Source organism: Azospirillum sp. VT-I1, from assembly GCF_055698305.1.
The window spans coordinates 139,258-157,972 of the sequence record NZ_CP168807.1; the positions used below are offsets into that span (position 1 = coordinate 139,258).

An 18,715-nucleotide genomic window follows, 5' to 3' on the forward strand; every position below is an offset into this window, starting at 1 on the left:
TTTCCGAAGAGTAGCGCATACATGGATATGCGTCCCTTTGGCCTTTCCACCGTCACGCCACGTCAGGCCGACGATCCGCAAGCAAAACTTTCTTAACTGTTCTTCTCCAAAATCGGGGGAGCCGTGCAAAAGCCCGGCCCCACTCCCGCGCAGGGGCAAGATGCACCGGGCGCCTTGTTCCCTTTGCCGAATTTTTTGCGCGGCTTACCGTCCTTCAGTTGCAGATGTCGCATGAATGACATTCTACTTCGTGCTACATTTAGGCACATATTCGCATGTTGCGGATGATCGGTTTCTTTTTTAGAAATCTCCGGTTGGTTTGATATTCCCCTTTTCGGGCTGCTGGCGGGTGTGGCGATGAAGTCCAAGTTCACGCGGGTGAAGGGTTCGGCGAAGAAAACCGGTGCGAAGCAGGTGGCACAGGTGGCAGGCAGGCCGTCCACCCGTCCGCCGCTTGCCTATGCGCTGGAACCGCGCTTCATGTTCGACGCGGCCGGTGCTGCCACAGCCGACCCGAATGCGGCAACCGCCCACAGCGCCGACCCCGCCGCCGCCAGCCATGACAGCATCGACCACAGCGCCGACCATGCCGCCACCCAACCGCAGGCCCAGGCGGTCGCCGAAGCGACACAGGTGACCGCCTCCGTTCCGGCACCGGTGGAGGTGCGCGCCGCCGACCCGATGCAGAACGACGGCAGGAAGGAAGTCGTCTTCATCCTGTCCGACGTCGCCGGCTACCAGACCTTCGTGGACGGTGCGAAATCCGGCGTGGAGATCGTCCTGCTGGATGCATCGAAGGACGGCTTGGCGCAAATGGCCCAATGGGCGCAGAGCCACCGGGGCTATGATGCCATCCATGTGGTCAGCCACGGCAGCGAAGGCACGGTCAATCTCGGTTCCCTCGTCCTGAATTCGCAGACGCTGAGCATGCGTTCGGCGGATGTCGCGGCACTCGGCGGCGCCCTCAATCCGGACGGCGACCTGCTGCTGTACGGCTGCGAGGTGGCCGGCGATGCCGGACAGAGCTTCGTCACCGCACTGGCCGGAATCAGCGGTGCCGACGTCGCCGCCTCGAACGACCTGACGGGCTCGTCGGCGCTGGGCGGCAACTGGACCCTCGAAACGAAGGTCGGTTCGATCGAAACCGCCGCCGCCTTCTCGGACGCGTCGCTGGCACGCTACGACGGCCTCCTGGTGACCAATTCGATCACGTTCGCCTCCGGTGTCACCGGCAGCCTCACCTCCACGATCACCGCCACGACCACGGATTTCGGTAACGTCGTCTTCAAGTTGACCGACAGCGGTCTCGGCACCGCCTTTGGATCGCTGGCCGCCCCCACCAGTTCCGCAGTTCTTGACAACGCCGATCCGGGCAGCGGAAGCAAAGGGCTTGTCATCAACATCGATTCGGCGACCAGCCCCGTCCCAAACCAGCCGGACTATTTCGTGTTCGCGACATCGAACGGATCAAATTTCCGTTTCGAGTCCATCGACATATTCGATTTCAACGGGCAGGGCTATTCGGTCATCATCGTCGGCTACCGCGATGGTGTGCAGCTGCAGTCGCAGACGGTCACCGCCACGGATCTGGGAAACAGCGCGACGGTTACCCTGTCGGCCGATTTCAACAACGTCGACGAAATCAGGCTCTACACCTCCGGCGGCTCATCGTCCGACAACCCCCTGGAGCTGGGATTCGACAACGTCGTTCTGAAGTCGCCGATCCTGAGCGGTCCCGCTCCGACCGTGACCGACGCCCAGATCAGCATCAGCGGGGGCACGGGTACGAGCGGCGCCTACAGGATCGGCGACACGGTCACGGCGACGTGGAACAACACGGCGGCGGGCGACAACAACGGCAACATCTCCGGCGTCACCGTCGATTTCAGCCAGTTCGGCGGCGGCACGGCGGTGGCGGCGACCGAAAGCAACGGCGTCTGGACGGCAACCTACGTCATCACGTCCGGCAGCATCAGCGCCACGAACAGAAACGTGTCGGTGTCGGCGACCAACAGCGACGGCAGCAAGACGACCACCGCCGATACCACCAACGCCACGGTGGATACCGTCATGCCGTCGGTGCAGAGCGTGTCCACGACGGGCTCGCCGGCCGCCAACGCGACGTCGGTGACCTTCCGCGTCACCTTCAGCGAAAGCGTGTCCGGCGTCACCACCGATGATTTCCAGCTGACCACGACAGGCAGCGCGGCGGGAACCATCGCATCCATATCCGGCAGCGGCACGACCTGGGACGTCACCGTCAACAGCATCAGCGGCGACGGCACGCTGCGGGTCGACCTGAAGAGCTCGACCGACATCGTCGATGCGACGGGCAACGGCAACAACAGCGGCGGCTACATCGCCGCCTACACCAGCGGCGGCACCCATACGGTGGACCTGACGGGACCGTCCTTCACCTCGTCGGCGACGCAGTCGGTGGCCGAGAACACCACCACGGTGGTCACGCTGGCGGCAACGGATGCGAGCACGCCGGTCAGCTACAGCATCGTCGGCGGTGCGGATTCCGCCAAGTTCAGCCTGTCGAGCGGGGTGCTGAGCTTCGCCAGCGCCCCCAATTACGAAAGCCCGACCGACAGCGACAGCAACAACGTCTATGTCGTCACCGTCCGCGCCACCGACGCCCTCGGCAACACGACGGACCGCACCTTCAACGTCACCGTCACCAACGCGAACGAGGCGCCGACCGACATCACCCTGTCGAACGCGACGCTGAACTCGTCCGGCGCCACCTCCGGCGCCACGGTCGGGTCGCTGACCGCGACCGATCCCGAAACCGGCCAGACCCACACCTACACGCTGGTCAGCGGAACCGGCGATACCAACAACGGCTCCTTCTCGATCTCCGGTTCCAACCTGGTGGTGGGAGGCAGCGCGCTGTCCGCCGGCACCTACAGCGTGCGCGTGCGCGCCACCGACAACGGCAGCCCCGCCCAAACCTACGACAAGGTCTTCACCATCACGGTGAACGCCAACAACAACCCGGCGATCAGCAACCTGAACAGCGACAGCGTCGCCTGGGCAGGCGTGGGCAACACGGTGACGCTGGACCTCGGCTCCAACGCCGCCGTGTCGGATACCGAGAACGGCACGAACAACTGGAACGGCGCCAGCTTGACCGTGCAGCGGTCGGCCACCAGCGGCACCGCCGGCGGCGCATGGTCGGCCGACGTCTTCGGCTTCGGCGGCAGCTATACCGTCACCCCCACCAGCGGGACGGCCGGCACCATCGCCGACGGCGCGACGCAGTTCGCGACCTACACCAACACCGGCGGCGTGCTGACCGTCACCTTCGATGCCAACGCCACCGCGGCGCGGATCGGCGCGCTGATGAGCGGCATCACCTATCGCAACGACACGCCGGCCGGCAACGCGACGATCCGCTTCACCCTGAACGACGGCGGCGGCGGCAGCACCACGGCCGACGTGGCGGTGACGACCAACACCATCTACGTCACCGACCACACCGCGGATGGCGGCACCATCAACGCGACCGACGGCATCGGCCTGCGCGAGGCCGTCGCCATCGCCAACGGGCAGGCCGGCACCCAGACCATCGTGTTCGGCAGCGGGCTGGCCAGCCAAACCATCACGCTCGGCTCCAACCTGGCGATCGGCGAGAACATCACCTTCGACGCCGACGCGGCCAGCGGCCTGACCATTGCCGGCAGCACCATCACCGTGGCGACCGGCACCACCCTGACGCTGACCAACGGCAGCGGCGACACGCTGGCCATCTCCAGCAAGATCACCGGCAGCGGCGGCGTCACCAAGAACGGCACCGGCACCCTGACGCTGAGCGGCGGCAACGACTACAGCGGCGCCACCACCGTCAGCGCCGGCACGCTGACCGCCAACGGCGGCATCGGCGACGGCAGCGCCGTGACGGTGTCCACCGGCGCCACGCTGAACCTGTCCGGCAACGAGACCGTCGGGTCGCTGGCAGGATCCGGCAGCGTCACGCTGGGCAGCAACACGCTGACCGCCGGCGGCGACGGCACCAGCACGAGCTTCACCGGCATCATCAGCGGCACCGGCGGCCTGACCAAGGCCGGCAGCGGCACCCTGACCCTGACCGGCAGCAACAGCTACACCGGCACCACCACCGTGTCGGCCGGCACGCTGGAGCTGAACAGCGGCACCGGCACCGCGCTGTCCGACAGCAGCGCCGTGACCCTGTCGGGCGGCACGCTGAGCCTGGTGTCGGCGACCGAGACCATCGGCACGCTGAGCGGTGCCAGCGGCACGCTGGCGCTGGGCGGCAACGCGCTGACCGTCAGCCAGGGGACCAACCAGACCTTCAGCGGCGCCATCACCGGCACCTCGTCGGGCAGCCTGACCCTGAACGCCGGCAGCGGCAGCACGACCCTGACGCTGGACGGCACCACCAACAGCAGCGGCTTCGCCGGGGGCATCACCGTCACCGCCGGCACGCTGCTGGTGACGTCCGACAGCAACCTGGGCGCCGGCACCATCACCCTGAACGGCGGCACCCTGCGGCTGAGCGGCACCGTGGGCACCATCGACAACGCCGTCGCCATCGGCAGCAGCGGCGGCACGGTCAGCATCGCCCCCAGCGGCAGCGCCACCTTTTCCGGTGCCATCAGCGGATCGGGCACCCTGACCAAGGCGGCCGCCGGCAACCTGACCCTGTCGGGCAACAACGGCAGCTTCAGCGGTGCCTTCAACATCAACGCCGGCACGGTGACGGTCAGCAACGCCAACGCGCTGGGCAACACCACCGGCGGCACCACGGTGGCGAACGGCGCAGCACTCGCCCTGTCGGGCGGCATCACCATCGCGGAAAACCTGACCCTGTCGGGCTCCGGCGTGTCGTCGGACGGCGCGCTGGTCAACGCCAGCGGCACCAACACGGTCAGCGGCACCGTCACCATGGCCGCCAACACCACGCTGACCGTCACCGCCGGCAGCCTGGAGGTCAGCGGCGCGCTCGGCGGCGCCTTCAACCTGACCAAGACGGGCAGCGGCACGCTGACCCTGTCGGGCAGCAACGGCTACACCGGCACCACCACCGTCAGCGACGGCACTCTGTCGATCGCCGGTTCCGGCAACATCAGCAGCGCCGGCATCACGCTGAGCGGCGGCGGCACGCTGGCCGTGACCGGCAGCAGCGTCTCCCTGGCCAACGACCTGACCGTCGGTTCCGGCGGCGGCACGGTCAACGCCGCCAACGCGCTGACCCTGTCCGGCACCATCTCCGCCGGGACCAACACGCTGACCAAGGGCGGCGCCGGTACCCTGACCCTGACCGGCACCAACAACGCCACCGCCTGGGCCGCCACGGTGACCGGCGGCACGCTGTCGGTCGGCGCGGCCGCCAACCTCGGCACCGGCACCGTCACGCTGAACGGCGGCACGCTGGCCGTGACCGGCAGTGCCGTCACGCTGACCAACGCCGTCACGCTGGGCAGCGGCCACGGCACCGTCAATGTCGGCACCGGCAACGCGCTCACCCTGTCCGGCATCGTCAGCGGCGCCTACAACCTGACCAAGTCGGGCGCCGGCACGCTGACCCTGTCGGGCACCAACAGCTACACCGGCACCACCAGTCTGTCGTCCGGCACGCTGATCGTCACCGGCACCCTGAACGGGGCGTCGGCCAGCGCGGTCACGGTGGGCAACGGCGGCACGCTGGCAGGAACCGGGACCGTCAACGGCGGTCTGACCGTGCAGTCCGGCGGCACGCTGTCCCCCGGCGTCACCGGCACCAACAACGGCGTCGGCACCCTGACCGTCAACGGCGGCCTGACCATCCAGTCCGGCGGCACCCTGGCGGTCGATCTGGTCAGCACCAGCAGCCATGACAAGGTCGCGGTCACCGGGGCGGTCAACGTCGGCAGCGCCACCCTGAGCGCCGGCGGCAGCTATACCCCGACCAAGAGCGCCAGCGGCGACAGCTTCGTCATCATCGACAATGACGGCAGCGACGCCGTCACCGGCACCTTCACCGGGTTGGCGTCAGGCGCCACGCTGAGCCTGAACAGCGGCTCGATCACCGTCAGCTATGCCGCCGGCAGCAGCAGCAACGACGTCGTGCTGACCGGGCCGGTCAACCAGGCCCCGGCGCTGGGCGGCACCTTCACCACCGCCGGCACGGTCAACGACAACGCCACCACCACGCCCTTCGGCAGCGTGACGGTGACCGACGCCGACGACACCACCGGCAGCTTCACCGTCACCATCACCTACACCGCGGCCAACGGCACCCTGTCCAGCGCCGGCGGCGGACTGACCGGCACGGCCGGCAACTACACGCTGACCGCCACCACGCCGGGCGGGCTGCAGACCCTGCTGCAGGCGCTGGTCTTCACCCCCACCAACAACCAGGTGGCGCCCGGCAGCACGGTGCAGACCACCTTCACCCTGACCGCCAGCGACGGCACGACCAGCAGCAGCGCCAACAGCAGCACGGTGGTCACCGCCAGCTCGATCAACGACGCGCCGACCGACATCGGCCTGTCGAACAACTCCGTCAGCATCTTCGACGGCACCAACGCGGTGGTCGGCACCCTGTCGAAGACCGATGCCGACACCGGCCAGACCTTCACCTACACGCTGGTCAGTGGCACGGGCGACACCGACAACGCCCTGTTCAACATCTCCGGCACGTCGCTGCAGGCGAACAACGCCGCCGCCCTGACCGCCGGGCAGAGCTATTCGGTCCGCATCCAGGTCAGCGACGGCACCGCCACCTATCAGAAGACGTTCAGCATCAGCGTGAGCAACGACCTGGTGGTCGACGTCACCGCCATCGACGGCAGCGCGCCGGCCGGCACCTATACGGCCGACAAGGCGGACGGCGGCGGCCTGGACCTGCTGGAGGCGATCAACCTCGCCAACAACGCATCGGGTAACATCACCATCCGCTTCACCGCCACGCTGGGCGGCACCATCACGCTGCCCAGCACCCTGACGGTGCGCAGCGGCGTGACCCTGGCGATGGACAGCGACACCAACAGCCGGGCGATCACCATCACCGGCAACGGCTTCACGCTGGGCAACAGCTTCGCCGTCAGCGTCGGCACCGGCGACACGCTGACCATCAACTCCACCCTGGCCGACAACGGCACCGACGCGGCGGCCCTGACCAAGAGCGGCGACGGCACGCTGGTGCTGGGCGGCACCAACAACACCGCGTCCGGCAACACCGGCATCAACACCATCACCGTCGGCGCCGGCACGCTGCAGGTGGCGGGCGACGCCAACCTGGGCACCGGCACGGTGACGATGGGCGGCGGCAACCTGACCGTCACCGGCGCCACCACCATCGACAACGCCATCGCCCTGTCGTCCAGCGCCACCATCGACAATGCCAACGCCGTCACCCTGTCGGGCGACATCACCGGCACCGGCGGCCTGACCAAGACCGGCTCCGGCAAGCTGACGCTGAGCAGTGCCAACAACGCCTATTCCGGCGGCACCACGCTGCGTGGCGAGGTGGAGCTGGGCACGGCCGGCACCATCGGCAGCGGCACCATCACGCTGAACGGCGGCACGCTGACCACCACGGCGACCAGCCAGACGCTGACCAACGCCGTCGACCTGACCGGCACCGGCACGGTGAAGACCGCCAACGCCCTGACCCTGTCGGGCATCGTCAGCGGCACCGGCGCCTTGACCAAGGACGGCTCCGGCACGGTGACCCTGTCGGGCGCCAACAGCTACACCGGCACCACCACGGTCAGCGCCGGCACGCTGACGCTGAGCGGCGGCAGCGCCATCGCCGACACCGGCGTGGTGTCGGTCAGCACCGGCGCCACCCTGACCCTGTCGGCGGGCGAGACCATCGGGTCGCTCACCGGCTCCGGCTCGGTGACCTTGGGCAGCAACACCCTGACCGTCGCCCTGTCCAGCGGCAGCGCCACCTTCTCCGGCGCCATCGGCGGCACCGGCGGCCTGACCAAGAGCGGGGCCGGCACCCTGACTCTGTCGGGCACCAACACCTACACCGGCGCCACCACGGTGTCGGACGGCGGGCTGACGGTGTCGGGCGGTTCGGCGATCAGCGACAGCAGCGCGGTGACCGTCGACAGCGGCGCCACCCTGACCCTGTCGAGCGACGAGGCCATCGGCTCGCTCGCCGGCGCCGGTTCGGTGGCGCTGGGCAGCAACACCCTGTCCATTGGCGCTTCCGGCGCCAGCACGACCTTCTCCGGCGTGCTGTCCGGCACCGGCAACCTGGCCAAGGGCGGCAGCGGCACGCTGACCCTGTCGGGCGCCAACACCTACACCGGCACCACCAGCGTCGTCGGCGGCACCCTGTCGGTGACCGACGCCACCAACATCGGCAGCGGCACGCTGACGATCGACCTCGGCACGCTGGCGATCACCGGCACCGGCGCCAGCTTCGCCAACGGCATCACCGCCGGCACCGGCGGCGCCACGATCAGCGTGTCCAACACCGCCACCCTGACCGGCGTGGTCGGCGGCACCGGCGCCCTGACCAAGACCGGCAGCGGCACGCTGACCCTGTCCGGCGCCAACACCCGCAGCGGCGCCACCACCGTCAGCGCCGGCACGCTCGCCGTCTCCGGCGGCAGCGCCATCGCCGACACCGGCGCGGTGACGGTCAACTCCGGCGCCACGCTGGAGCTGGGTGCTGCGGAGACCATCGGCTCGCTGGCAGGATCCGGCTCGGTGACGCTGGGCAGCTACACCCTGACCGTCAGCCCGTCGAGCGGCTCCACCAGCTTCTCCGGTGCCATCAGCGGCACCGGCGGCCTGACCAAGAGCGGGGCCGGCAGCCTGACCCTGTCGGGCGCCAACACCTACACCGGCGCGACCACCGTGTCGGGCGGTACGCTGACGCTGAACGGCGGCAGCGCCATCGCCGACACCGGCGCGGTGACCGTCGACACCGGCGCCACCCTGGCGCTGTCGGCGGCCGAGACCATCGGCTCGCTCGCCGGTGCCGGCTCGGTGACCTTGGGCAGCAACACACTGACCGCCGGCGGCAACAACACCAGCACCAGCTTCTCCGGCGCGATCAGCGGCACCGGCGGCCTGAGCAAGGCCGGCACCGGCACGATGACCCTGTCGGGGACCAACACCTACACCGGCGCCACCACCGTGTCGGCCGGCACGCTGACGGTGTCGGGCGGCTCGGCCATCGCCGACGGCAGCGCGGTGACCGTCGACACCGGCGCCACGCTGGCGCTGTCGGCGGCCGAGACCGTCGGATCGCTCGCCGGGGCCGGCTCGGTGACCTTGGGCAGCAACACGCTGACCGCCGGCGGGGCAAACAGCAGCACGACCTTCTCCGGCGCCATCAGCGGCACCGGCGGCCTGACTAAGGCCGGCACCGGCACGATGACGCTGTCGGGGACCAACAGCTATACCGGCGCCACCACCGTGTCGGCCGGCACGCTGACAGTGTCGGGCGGTTCGGCCATCGCCGACACCGGCGCGGTGTCGGTCGGCACCGGCGCCACCCTGACCCTGTCGTCGGGCGAGACCATCGGGTCGCTCACCGGATCCGGCAGCGTCACGCTGGGCAGCAACACGCTGACCGTCGCCCTGTCCAGCGGCAGCGCCACCTTCTCCGGCGCCATCGGCGGCACCGGCGGCCTGACCAAGAGCGGGGCCGGCACCCTGACTCTGTCGGGCACCAACACCTACACCGGCGCCACCACGGTGTCGGCCGGCGGGCTGACGGTGTCGGGCGGTTCGGCGATCAGCGACAGCAGCGCGGTGACCGTCGACAGCGGCGCCACCCTGACCCTGTCGAGCGACGAGGCCATCGGCTCGCTCGCCGGCTCCGGCACGGTGGCGATCGGCGCCAACACCCTGACCACCGGGGGCGACAACAGCTCCACCACCTTCTCCGGCGCCTTCACCGGCAGCGGCACCCTGACCCTCGACGGCAGCGGCACCCTGACGCTGTCGGGGAGCAACAGCGGCAGCTTCTCCGGCGGCATGACGGTGCGGGGCAGCGGCACGCTGAGCGTGGCCGGCGACGCCAACTTAGGAACCGGCACCGTCACGCTGAACGGCGGCACGCTGAGCGTGACCGGGGCGGGCACCATCGACAACACCTTCGACACCGGGGTCAACGGCGCCACCATCGACACCGGCGTCGCCGTGACCCTGTCGGGCGCCATCGGCGGCAGCGACAGCCTGACCAAGACCGGCACCGGCACGCTGACCCTGTCGGGCACCAGCACCTATGCCGGCCCGACCACGGTGTCCGCGGGAACGCTGCTGGTGATGGGGGCGCTGAACGGCACCTCCGGGATGACGGTGGCCTCCGGCGCCACCCTGGCCGGCACCGGCAGCATCTTCGCCGCCGGCTCGTCCAACACCCTGACGGTGGCCTCCGGCGCCACGCTGGCGCCCGGCGTGGCCGGCACCAACAACGGCATCGGCACGCTGACCGTCAACGGCAACCTGTCGATGAACGGCACCCTGGCGGTCGAGATCGCCGGCACTGGTTCTCCCGGCACCAACTACGACCAGGTGATCGTCAGCGGCGGCGTCACGCTGGCCAGCGGCTCCAGCGCGGTCAGCGTCAGCCGGGTGAACGGCTTCTCCGCCACCAACGCCAGCTACACGGTCATCAACCAGACCGGGGCCGGGGCGCTGTCCAACACGCTGTCCGGGCTGGCGCAGGGCGCCACCATGACCAGCAACGGCGACCTGTACACGGTCGACTATGTCGGCGGCACCGGCAACGACCTGGTGCTGAACGCCATCGTCAACCCGACCGTCTCGTCGGTCACCGCCACCACCGCCGACGGCACCTACAAGGCCGGCAGCACCGTCACCGTCACCGTCACCTTCAACCGGGCGGTGACGGTCACCGGGACGCCGACCCTGGCGCTGAACATCGGCCGCAACGCCACCTACAGCGGCGGGTCGGGGACGACGACGCTGACCTTCACCTACACGGTGCAGGACGGCGACAATGCGACCGACCTCGACTATGCCTCGACGGCTGCGCTGACGCTGAACGGCGGCAGCATCGCCGACAGCACCACCAGCCTGGACGCGATCCTGACGCTGGCGCAGCCGGGGGGCGCCAACTCGCTGGGCGCCAACAAGGCGATCGTCATCGACACCGCCTCCCCGACAGTCAGCGCCGTCTCGGCGGTGAACGGCACCTACCGGGCCGGCGAGACCATCGACGTCACCGTCACCTTCAATGAGGCGGTCACCGTCACCGGCACGCCGACGCTGGGGATCACGCTCGACAACGGCACGGTGGTGCAGGCGACCTACCTGTCGGGATCGGGCGGCACCGCGCTGACCTTCCGCTACACCGTGGGCACCAACCTGGTCGACGCCGACGGCATCGGCATCGGCGGCTCGATCAGCGGCGGCAGCATCGCCGACCTGATCGGCAACAGCGCGATCCGCACGCTGAACAACATCGCCGGCATGGGGGGCGTGCGCATCGACAGCGTCCATCCCACCGTCACCAACGTCACCGCCAGCACCGCCAACGGCACCTACACCACCGGCGAGACCATCTCGATCCAGGTGACCTTCAGCGAGGCGGTGACGGTCAACGGCACCCCGACGCTGGCGCTGAACACCGGCCGCACCGCCACCTACAGCGGCGGGACCGGCACCAACACGCTGACCTTCACCTACACGGTGCAGGCCGGCGACACCGCCGCCGACCTGGACGCCTCCGGCACCGGCGCGCTGACCGGCTCGATCACGGACATCGTCGGCAATGCCGGGGTCCTGACCCTGACGATGCCGGGCGACGTGCGGTCGCTGGGGCTGAACAAGGACATCGCCATCGACACCACGGCGCCGACGATCCGCAGCATCGTCGCACCCGCCGACGGCACCTACGGCGTCGGCAAGACGCTGAGCTTCTACATCCAGACCAGCGAGGTGGTGATCGTCAACGGCGTGCCGACGATCACGCTGGACATCGGCGGCCAGACCCGTCAGGCGGTCTACAACCCCGCGGCCAGCAGCGGGACGGTCCTGCGCTTCGACTATGTGGTGCAGGCGGGCGACGCCGACGCCGACGGCATCGCCGTCGGTGGCCTGAACCTGAACGGCGGCAGCATCACCGACCGTGCCCGCATCCCGCTGCCGGCGACGCTGACCGGCATGCCGGGCCTGCAGAACGTCCTGGTCGACACCGTGCCTCCGGCGACCCCCTCGGTCCCGGTGCTGGCGCCCGGACAGGACACCGGCGTCTCCGCCACCGACGGGCTGACCAACATCAGCCGTCCGACCGTCGGCGGCACGGCGGAGGCCGGCTCCACCGTCACCGTCCTGGTCGACGGCGTGGCGGTCGGCACCACCACCGCCGGGCCCGACGGCGGCTGGAGCTACACGCTGACCACCCCGCTGACCGACGGCACCCATGCCATCACCAGCCGGGCGACCGATCCGGCCGGCAACAGCAGCGGCACCTCGGCGGCGCTGACCCTGACCATCGACGCCACGCCGCCGGTGCTGTCGACCCCGGCGATCGCCGGCGGCACCGACAACGCGGCCAACGTCACCTCCGTTACCCGTCCGACCCTGACCGGCACCGCCGATCCGAACAGCACGGTCACCGTCATCATCGACGGCGTCACCGTGGGCACGGCCACCGCCGGCAGCGACGGGCGCTGGAGCTTCGCCGTCGCCACCCCGCTGACCGACGGCCCGCACAGCGTGACGACCACCGCCACCGACCGCGCCGGCAACATCGGCCGGTCGGGCACGCTGAGCCTGACGGTCGACACCCAGGCCCCGACGGTCTCCGCCGGCGGGACCGCCCCGACGCTGACCCCCGGCGGCACGGCGGCGCTGGGATCCGCCGTCTCGCTGTCGGACGCGAACGCGCTGAACCGGGTGACGGTCACCCTGACCGACGCCCGCAGCGGCGACGAGCTGGTGATCGGCGCCCTGCCGGCCGGCATCACCGCGACCCGCGAGGGCAACAGCATCGTGCTGACCGGCGTGGCTTCGGCCGCCGACTATCAGGCGGCGGTGCGGGCGATCGGGCTGCGGTCGAGCGCCGGCGACCCGAGCTTCGCCGGCACGGCGACCAGCCGGTCGATCAGCATCCAGGCCCGCGACATCGCCGGCAACGGCTCGGCCGCGGCGACGGTGACGGTCGCGGTGGCCCGCGCCAGCACGACCACCCCGGTTCCCACCACGCCGGCGACGACCACGCCCGTCACCGTCAGCGGCAACGGCCCGTCGCTGTCCGGCGGCTCGACGACCGGCTCCTCGTCCAACGGCCCGTCCTCCAACAGCTCCTCCGGCAGCTCCTCCGGCGGCTCGCTGGGCGGCACCGGTTCCGGGCCGACGCTGCCGGGCGGCAGCGGCAGCGGTGGAAGCGGCGGAACGCCCGGCAGCTCGTCCAGCACGGATGCGGGCCGGTCGGTGACGCTGAACAACATCGGCGGCGGCAGCTCCAGCACGGACGCCGGCCGGTCGGTGACGCTGAACAACATCGGCGGCAGCTCGTCCAGCACGGATGCCGGCCGGTCGGTGACACTGAACAGCATCGGCGGCGGCAGCTCCAGCAGCGGCAGCTCCGGAAGCGGGCTGGGAGGAAGCGGCCTCGGTGGCAGCTTGGGCGGCGGCGGCTTGGGCAGCGGCCTGGGCAGCGGTCTCGGCACCGGCGGCACACCCGGAGGGACCGGCACCAACACCGGCACCGGGACGGGGACGGGTACCGGCACCGGGACGGGCACGGGTGGCGCGACCCGCGGCACCGGCGCCCAGGGCGGCCAGGGCCAGACCGGCACGCAGGGCAGCGGCCTGAACAACGGCCAGGGTCTTGGTCAAGGCCAGGGCCAGGGTCAGGGCCAGGGCCAGGGGCTCGGTCAGGAACGGGGCAACGGCCTCGGCACCGGACGGCCGGGGAACCAGGGTCCGCAGGGTCAAGGGCAGGGCCAGCAGGGTCAGAGCCAGGGTCAGGGCCAGCAGGGCCAAGGCCAGGGCGAACAGCAGGGCCAGCCCCAGAACCAGGGCGCTCCCCAGGATGGCGGCGGCACTCCGTCGGACGGCACCGGCCAGCCGGCGGAGCGCGGGGCGGACAACCGCGCCGAGATCATGCCGGCCTCCCCGGCTTCGCCCGTCAGGTCGCCCGCGCCCACGGCGGTCCGGCCGACGCCACCGATCTGCTGGCGGCACTCGCCAGCCACGTCCTGCCCGACAGCTGGGCCGCCTGACGGCGGCCCACCTCCTCCAAGCGTCTTTTCCCTCCAGCGTCGCCTTCCTCCCCCAATCCTTTTCCGCCGAACGGAATTGCTCCCACCATGAAGATTTCGACCGTTCACCTCCGCCACCGCCTGCTTTCTTCGGTGGTTCCCGTCGCCGTCCTGGCGGCATCCCTGCTGGCCGCAGGCTGCGCGGTCAAACCCGAGCCGCTGACGGCCGAGGAGAATCTGGCCCGCGTGCGCAAGGATCTGGGCGTCGTGCTGGCCCCGCAGGAGCCGCTGACCAAGGCCGTCTCGATGGACGAGGCGATGGCGCGCGCCATCAAGTACAACCTCGACGAACGCGTGAAGCTGATGGAGGTGGCGGTCGCCACCGACCAGCTGGACCTGTCGCGCTACGACATGCTGCCGCGCGTGGTGGCCGCCGCCGGCTATGTCGGTCGCAACAACGATGCCGGGTCGGAGAGCCTGAACCTCGCCACCGGCCGGCGGACGGGCGAGAGCACCACCGCCACCGACAAGCACCGCCGCACCGGCGATCTCGCCTTCACCTGGAACGTGCTGGATTTCGGCGTCAGCTATCTGCGGGCGCGGCAGAACGCCAATCTGGTGCTGATCGCCGACGAGCGCCGCCGCCGCGTCGTCCAGGGCATCATGCAGGACGTGCGCACCGCCTATTGGCGCGCCGTCGCCGCCGAACGGCTGCTGAAGCGGCTGGAGCCGGTGGAGAAGCGGGTGGAGGGCGCGCGCCGCGACGCCCGCACGCTGGAGGCGCTGCGCGTCCAGGCGCCGCTGCAGGCGCTGAACTATACCCGCACCCTGGTGGAGACGCTGCGCCAGCTGCAGTCGCTGCGCCGCGAACTGGTGGCGGCGAAGTCGCAGCTGGGCGCGCTGATGGGGCTGCCGCCGGGCGAGCAGTTCGAGATCGAGCTGCCGCCGGCCAGCGTCATGAAGGCGCCGCCCAAGCTGGACGTCGCGGTCGAGGCGCTGGAGACCTACGCCCTGCTGAACCGGCCGGAACTGCTGGAGGAGAGCTACAACCAGCGCATCTCCGCCGACGAGACCTGGCGGTCGCTGCTGAAGCTGCTGCCGGGCATCGACGTCAACGCCGCCCTGCGCTACGACAGCAACAGCTTCCTGCTGAACCAGCGCTGGGCCGATTACGGCGCGCGGATCAGCTGGAACCTGATCAACCTGGTCTCCGCCCCCGCCACCAAGTCCTACGCCGAGGCGCAGGAGGAGCTGGTCGCCTTCCGCCGTCAGGCGCTGAGCATGGCGGTGCTGAGCCAGGTGCATGTGGCGGTTCTGCAGTTCCGCGAACTGAAGCAGGAATTCGCCCTGACCGCCGAGCAGGCCGACCTCGACACCCGCATCCGCTCGCAATACGTCAACGTCGGCGAGGCCGGTCAGGTGGGCGAGCTGGGCGTGATCCAGTCGGAGGTGACGGCGCTGCTGTCCGACCTGCGCCGCGATCTGGTGCTGGCCGACCTGCACAACGCCTATGCCCGCGTCATGGTGTCGGCCGGCGTCGACCCGCTGCCCGAGACGATGGCCGCCGACGACCTGCCCACCCTGACCCAGGCGGTGGCCAAGGGCCTGTCCTCCTGGCAGGAGCGCGCCAACAGCATGCTGCGCGTCAAGGATCTGGTGGCGAAGGACGCGGCTAAGGCCGACAGGACGGAGCCGGTGAAGGTGGAACCGGTGAAGCCGGAGCCCGCCAAGCCGGCGGCGCCCATGGCGGCCGCTCCGGCTCCTGCCCCGGTTGCCGCCCCGGTTGCCATGGCTGCTCCTGCCCCGGCCCCTGCCCCGGTTGCGGTCGCGGAGGCGCCGAAGGCAACGGCGGCCGAACCTGCCCCGGTTGCGACGCCCGCCCCCGCTCCCGTTACGGCGGCGAAACAATCGCCATCCGCTGCCTCTTCAGTTGCGACGGCGTCCTTCTCTCCCGTTATCCAGGCCGAGCTTGGGGCTTACGCAAGCCACAGGCTTGCCGAACGGGAATGGGGTATGATCGCCCAACGCCTGGGAAAGGAAGCGGAAGGGGCCGGCGCCCTGTACGTCACCACCCGGCGCAGCGAGGACGGCAAGCCGATCGTCCAGCTGCGCGCAGGCGGTTTCGCCGACCGCGCCGCGGCCGAGCGGTTCTGTCATCGTGTGAAGGACAAGCAGCGGGAATGCACCGTTCGTACCCTCTCGGCCCAGGAAGGCCGGTCCGACAGCCTGCCGGCGGGCAAGGTCGCGTCGCTGTGATCCGTCCCGGTGCTGCGGCCAAGGCCGCCGCCCGAACCGCCGTATTCGTTGCGGCACTGCTGGGCGGAGGCATCGCCTCCGCCCCGGCCCTGGCCCAGGACGCCTCGCAGGGGCAGGTCCGCGCGCTGATCGAGGCCCGGCGGCATGCGGTCCTGTCCTCCGAGATCCCCGGCCGCATCGCCCGCATGGGCGTCGATGCCGGCCAGAGCTTCAAGGCCGGCGACCTGCTGGTCGCCTTCGACTGCGCCAGCTATCAGGCGGAACTGGACGCCGCCCGCGCCCAGCTGAACGCCGCGGACGTGACGGCGCGGGTCAACCGGCGCCTGAACAGCCTGCGCTCCATCGGCGAGGCCGAGGTGCAGCTGGCCGAGGCGAAGGTCCAGGTCGCCCGCGCAGAGGTCCGCAAGGCGGAGGTGCAGGCCCGGCGCTGCGAGATCAAGGCGCCTTTCGACGGCCGTGCGGTGGAGCGCCGGATCCAGGAGCATGAGTCGGTCGCCGCCGGCGCGCCGCTGCTGGAGATCCTGTCCGACCGCGACCTGAAGGTGGAGCTGATCGTCCCCTCCTCCTGGCTGGTGTGGCTGAAGCCGGGTCAGCGCTTCGACCTGCGCGTCGACGAGACCGGGGCCACCCTGCCGGGCGAGGTGGTGCTGCCCGGCGCCAAGGTCGATCCGGCCAGCCAGTCGGTGAAGGTCACCGCGAAGCTGACCGGCGACGCCCCCGGCCGGGCTGGTCGCGGGCATGAGCGGCACGGCGTTCTTCCCCGAACCGGCGCTGTCGTCGCTGCCGGCCGGCAACCAGGGAACTTCCCAGGGGGCCCCAAACCCGGACCTGCAAAGCCATGAGCGCCACGATGGCCCAGACCCCGCCCCAGCAGGCGGCGCCGCAAGTGGCTCCACAGGCAACTCCACAGGCGGCACCGCAACCGGTCAACGGCCTGCTGATGCTGCTGGAGCTGCAGCGGCAGGCGTGGCGGCAGGCGACGGCGCCGGAGCTGCGCTATCACATCGTCAACCAGACGCGCCGGCTGATCGCCTACCGGCAGGCCGCCTTCCTGACCCTGGCGGACCGGGGGCGGCCGACGCTGGAGGCGGTGTCCAACATCGCGGTGCTGGAACCGAACGCCCCCTTCGTCCAATGGCTGGAGCAGGCGGTGCGCGCCGTCGCCGCCGGACCGCAGGCCGACGCCGTCCATGTCGTCGACCCCGCCGCCCTGCCCGCCGAGGTCCGCGGCGCCTGGGGCGAGTGGGGGCCGGCGCAGGTGCTGTGGTGCCCGCTGCGCAAGCCGGAACCCCAGCGGGAGACCCCGCCCGGCGCCCCGGCGGAAAGCCGGGACAAGGCCGCCCCGCCGCCGGCCGGCCTGTGGCTGGGCCGCGACGAGCCCTGGACCGACGGCGAAATCCTGCTGCTGAGGCATCTGGCGGAGGGCTACGGCCATGCCTGGTGGGCGCTGTCGGGCAAGCGCGCCAAGCGGCGCGGTCTGCGCCGCGCCCTGCTGCCGCTGCTGGTGCTGCTGGCGGTCGCCGGCGCGCTCGCCATCCCGGTGCCGATGTCGACCCTGGCCCCGGCCGAGATCCAGACCAGCAATCCGGTGATCGTCGCCGCCCCGCTGGACGGCGTGATCGAGCGTTTTCACGTGCAGCCGAACCAGGCGGTGGCGGCCGGACAGCCGCTGTTCAGCTTCGATTCCACCGTGCTGCGCAGCCGGTTCGAGGTGGCGCGCAAGGGCCTGACCCAGGCGGAGGCCGAACTGCTGACCGCCTCGCAGGCCGCCTTCGCCGACCCGCAGACCAAGGCCCGCGTCGCCCAGCTCCGCGCCCAGGTGGAGCTGCGCCGGGCCGAGCTGGCGCTCGCCCGCGACCTGCTGGACCGGGTGACGGTGAAGGCCGAGCGCGCCGGCATCGCCGTCTTCACCGACGTCAACGACTGGCTGGGCAAGCCGCTGTCGGTGGGCGAGCGCGTGCTGACCCTGGCCGACCCGCAGGCGCCGGAGATCGACATCATGGTGCCGGTCGGCGACGCCCTGGTCCTGGAGCCGGGCTCGCCGGTGGAGCTGTTCTTGAACGTCGACCCGCTCCGCCCCCTCCGGGCCCGCCTGACCCATGCCAGCTACGAGGCCGGCCTGTCGGCCGCCGGCGTGCTGTCCTACCGCGTCAAGGCGGCGCTGGAGCCGGGCCAGAACCCGGGGGAGGCCCCGCCGCGCATCGGCCTGCGCGGCACCGCCAAGATCCTGGGCGACCGCGTGCCGCTGGCCCTCTACCTGTTCCGCCGCCCGCTGGCCCTGCTGCGCCAGTCGCTGGGGATTTGAG

General features: G+C 70.7%; 4 protein-coding genes. All 4 read left to right on the plus strand.

Annotated elements, in window-relative coordinates; translation table 11 throughout:
* The first annotated feature begins 357 nt into the window (after window positions 1-357).
* The 4 genes from AB8P05_RS31825 to AB8P05_RS31840 are packed head-to-tail and all read left to right on the plus strand — an operon-like array spanning window position 358 to window position 18,714.
* Window positions 358-14,265 carry an autotransporter-associated beta strand repeat-containing protein gene (locus tag AB8P05_RS31825; protein ID WP_472762214.1) on the plus strand — a complete coding sequence of 4,636 codons (13,908 nt, stop codon included), beginning with the start codon at window positions 358-360 and terminating at the stop codon, window positions 14,263-14,265.
* A complete protein-coding gene (locus AB8P05_RS31830) occupies window positions 14,262-16,409 on the plus strand; it encodes a TolC family protein (protein WP_472762215.1) in 2,148 nt (715 codons plus the stop codon). The genes AB8P05_RS31825 and AB8P05_RS31830 overlap by 4 nt, the downstream gene beginning before the upstream one ends.
* A complete protein-coding gene (locus AB8P05_RS31835) occupies window positions 16,406-17,251 on the plus strand; it encodes an efflux RND transporter periplasmic adaptor subunit (protein WP_472762216.1) in 846 nt (281 codons plus the stop codon). Before AB8P05_RS31830 ends, AB8P05_RS31835 begins: the two co-directional genes overlap by 4 nt.
* Window positions 17,248-18,714 (plus strand): efflux RND transporter periplasmic adaptor subunit, encoded by a 1,467-nt coding sequence (locus AB8P05_RS31840; protein ID WP_472762217.1) that lies wholly within the window; start codon window positions 17,248-17,250, stop codon window positions 18,712-18,714. Before AB8P05_RS31835 ends, AB8P05_RS31840 begins: the two co-directional genes overlap by 4 nt.
* Window position 18,715: the final 1 nt, after the last annotated feature.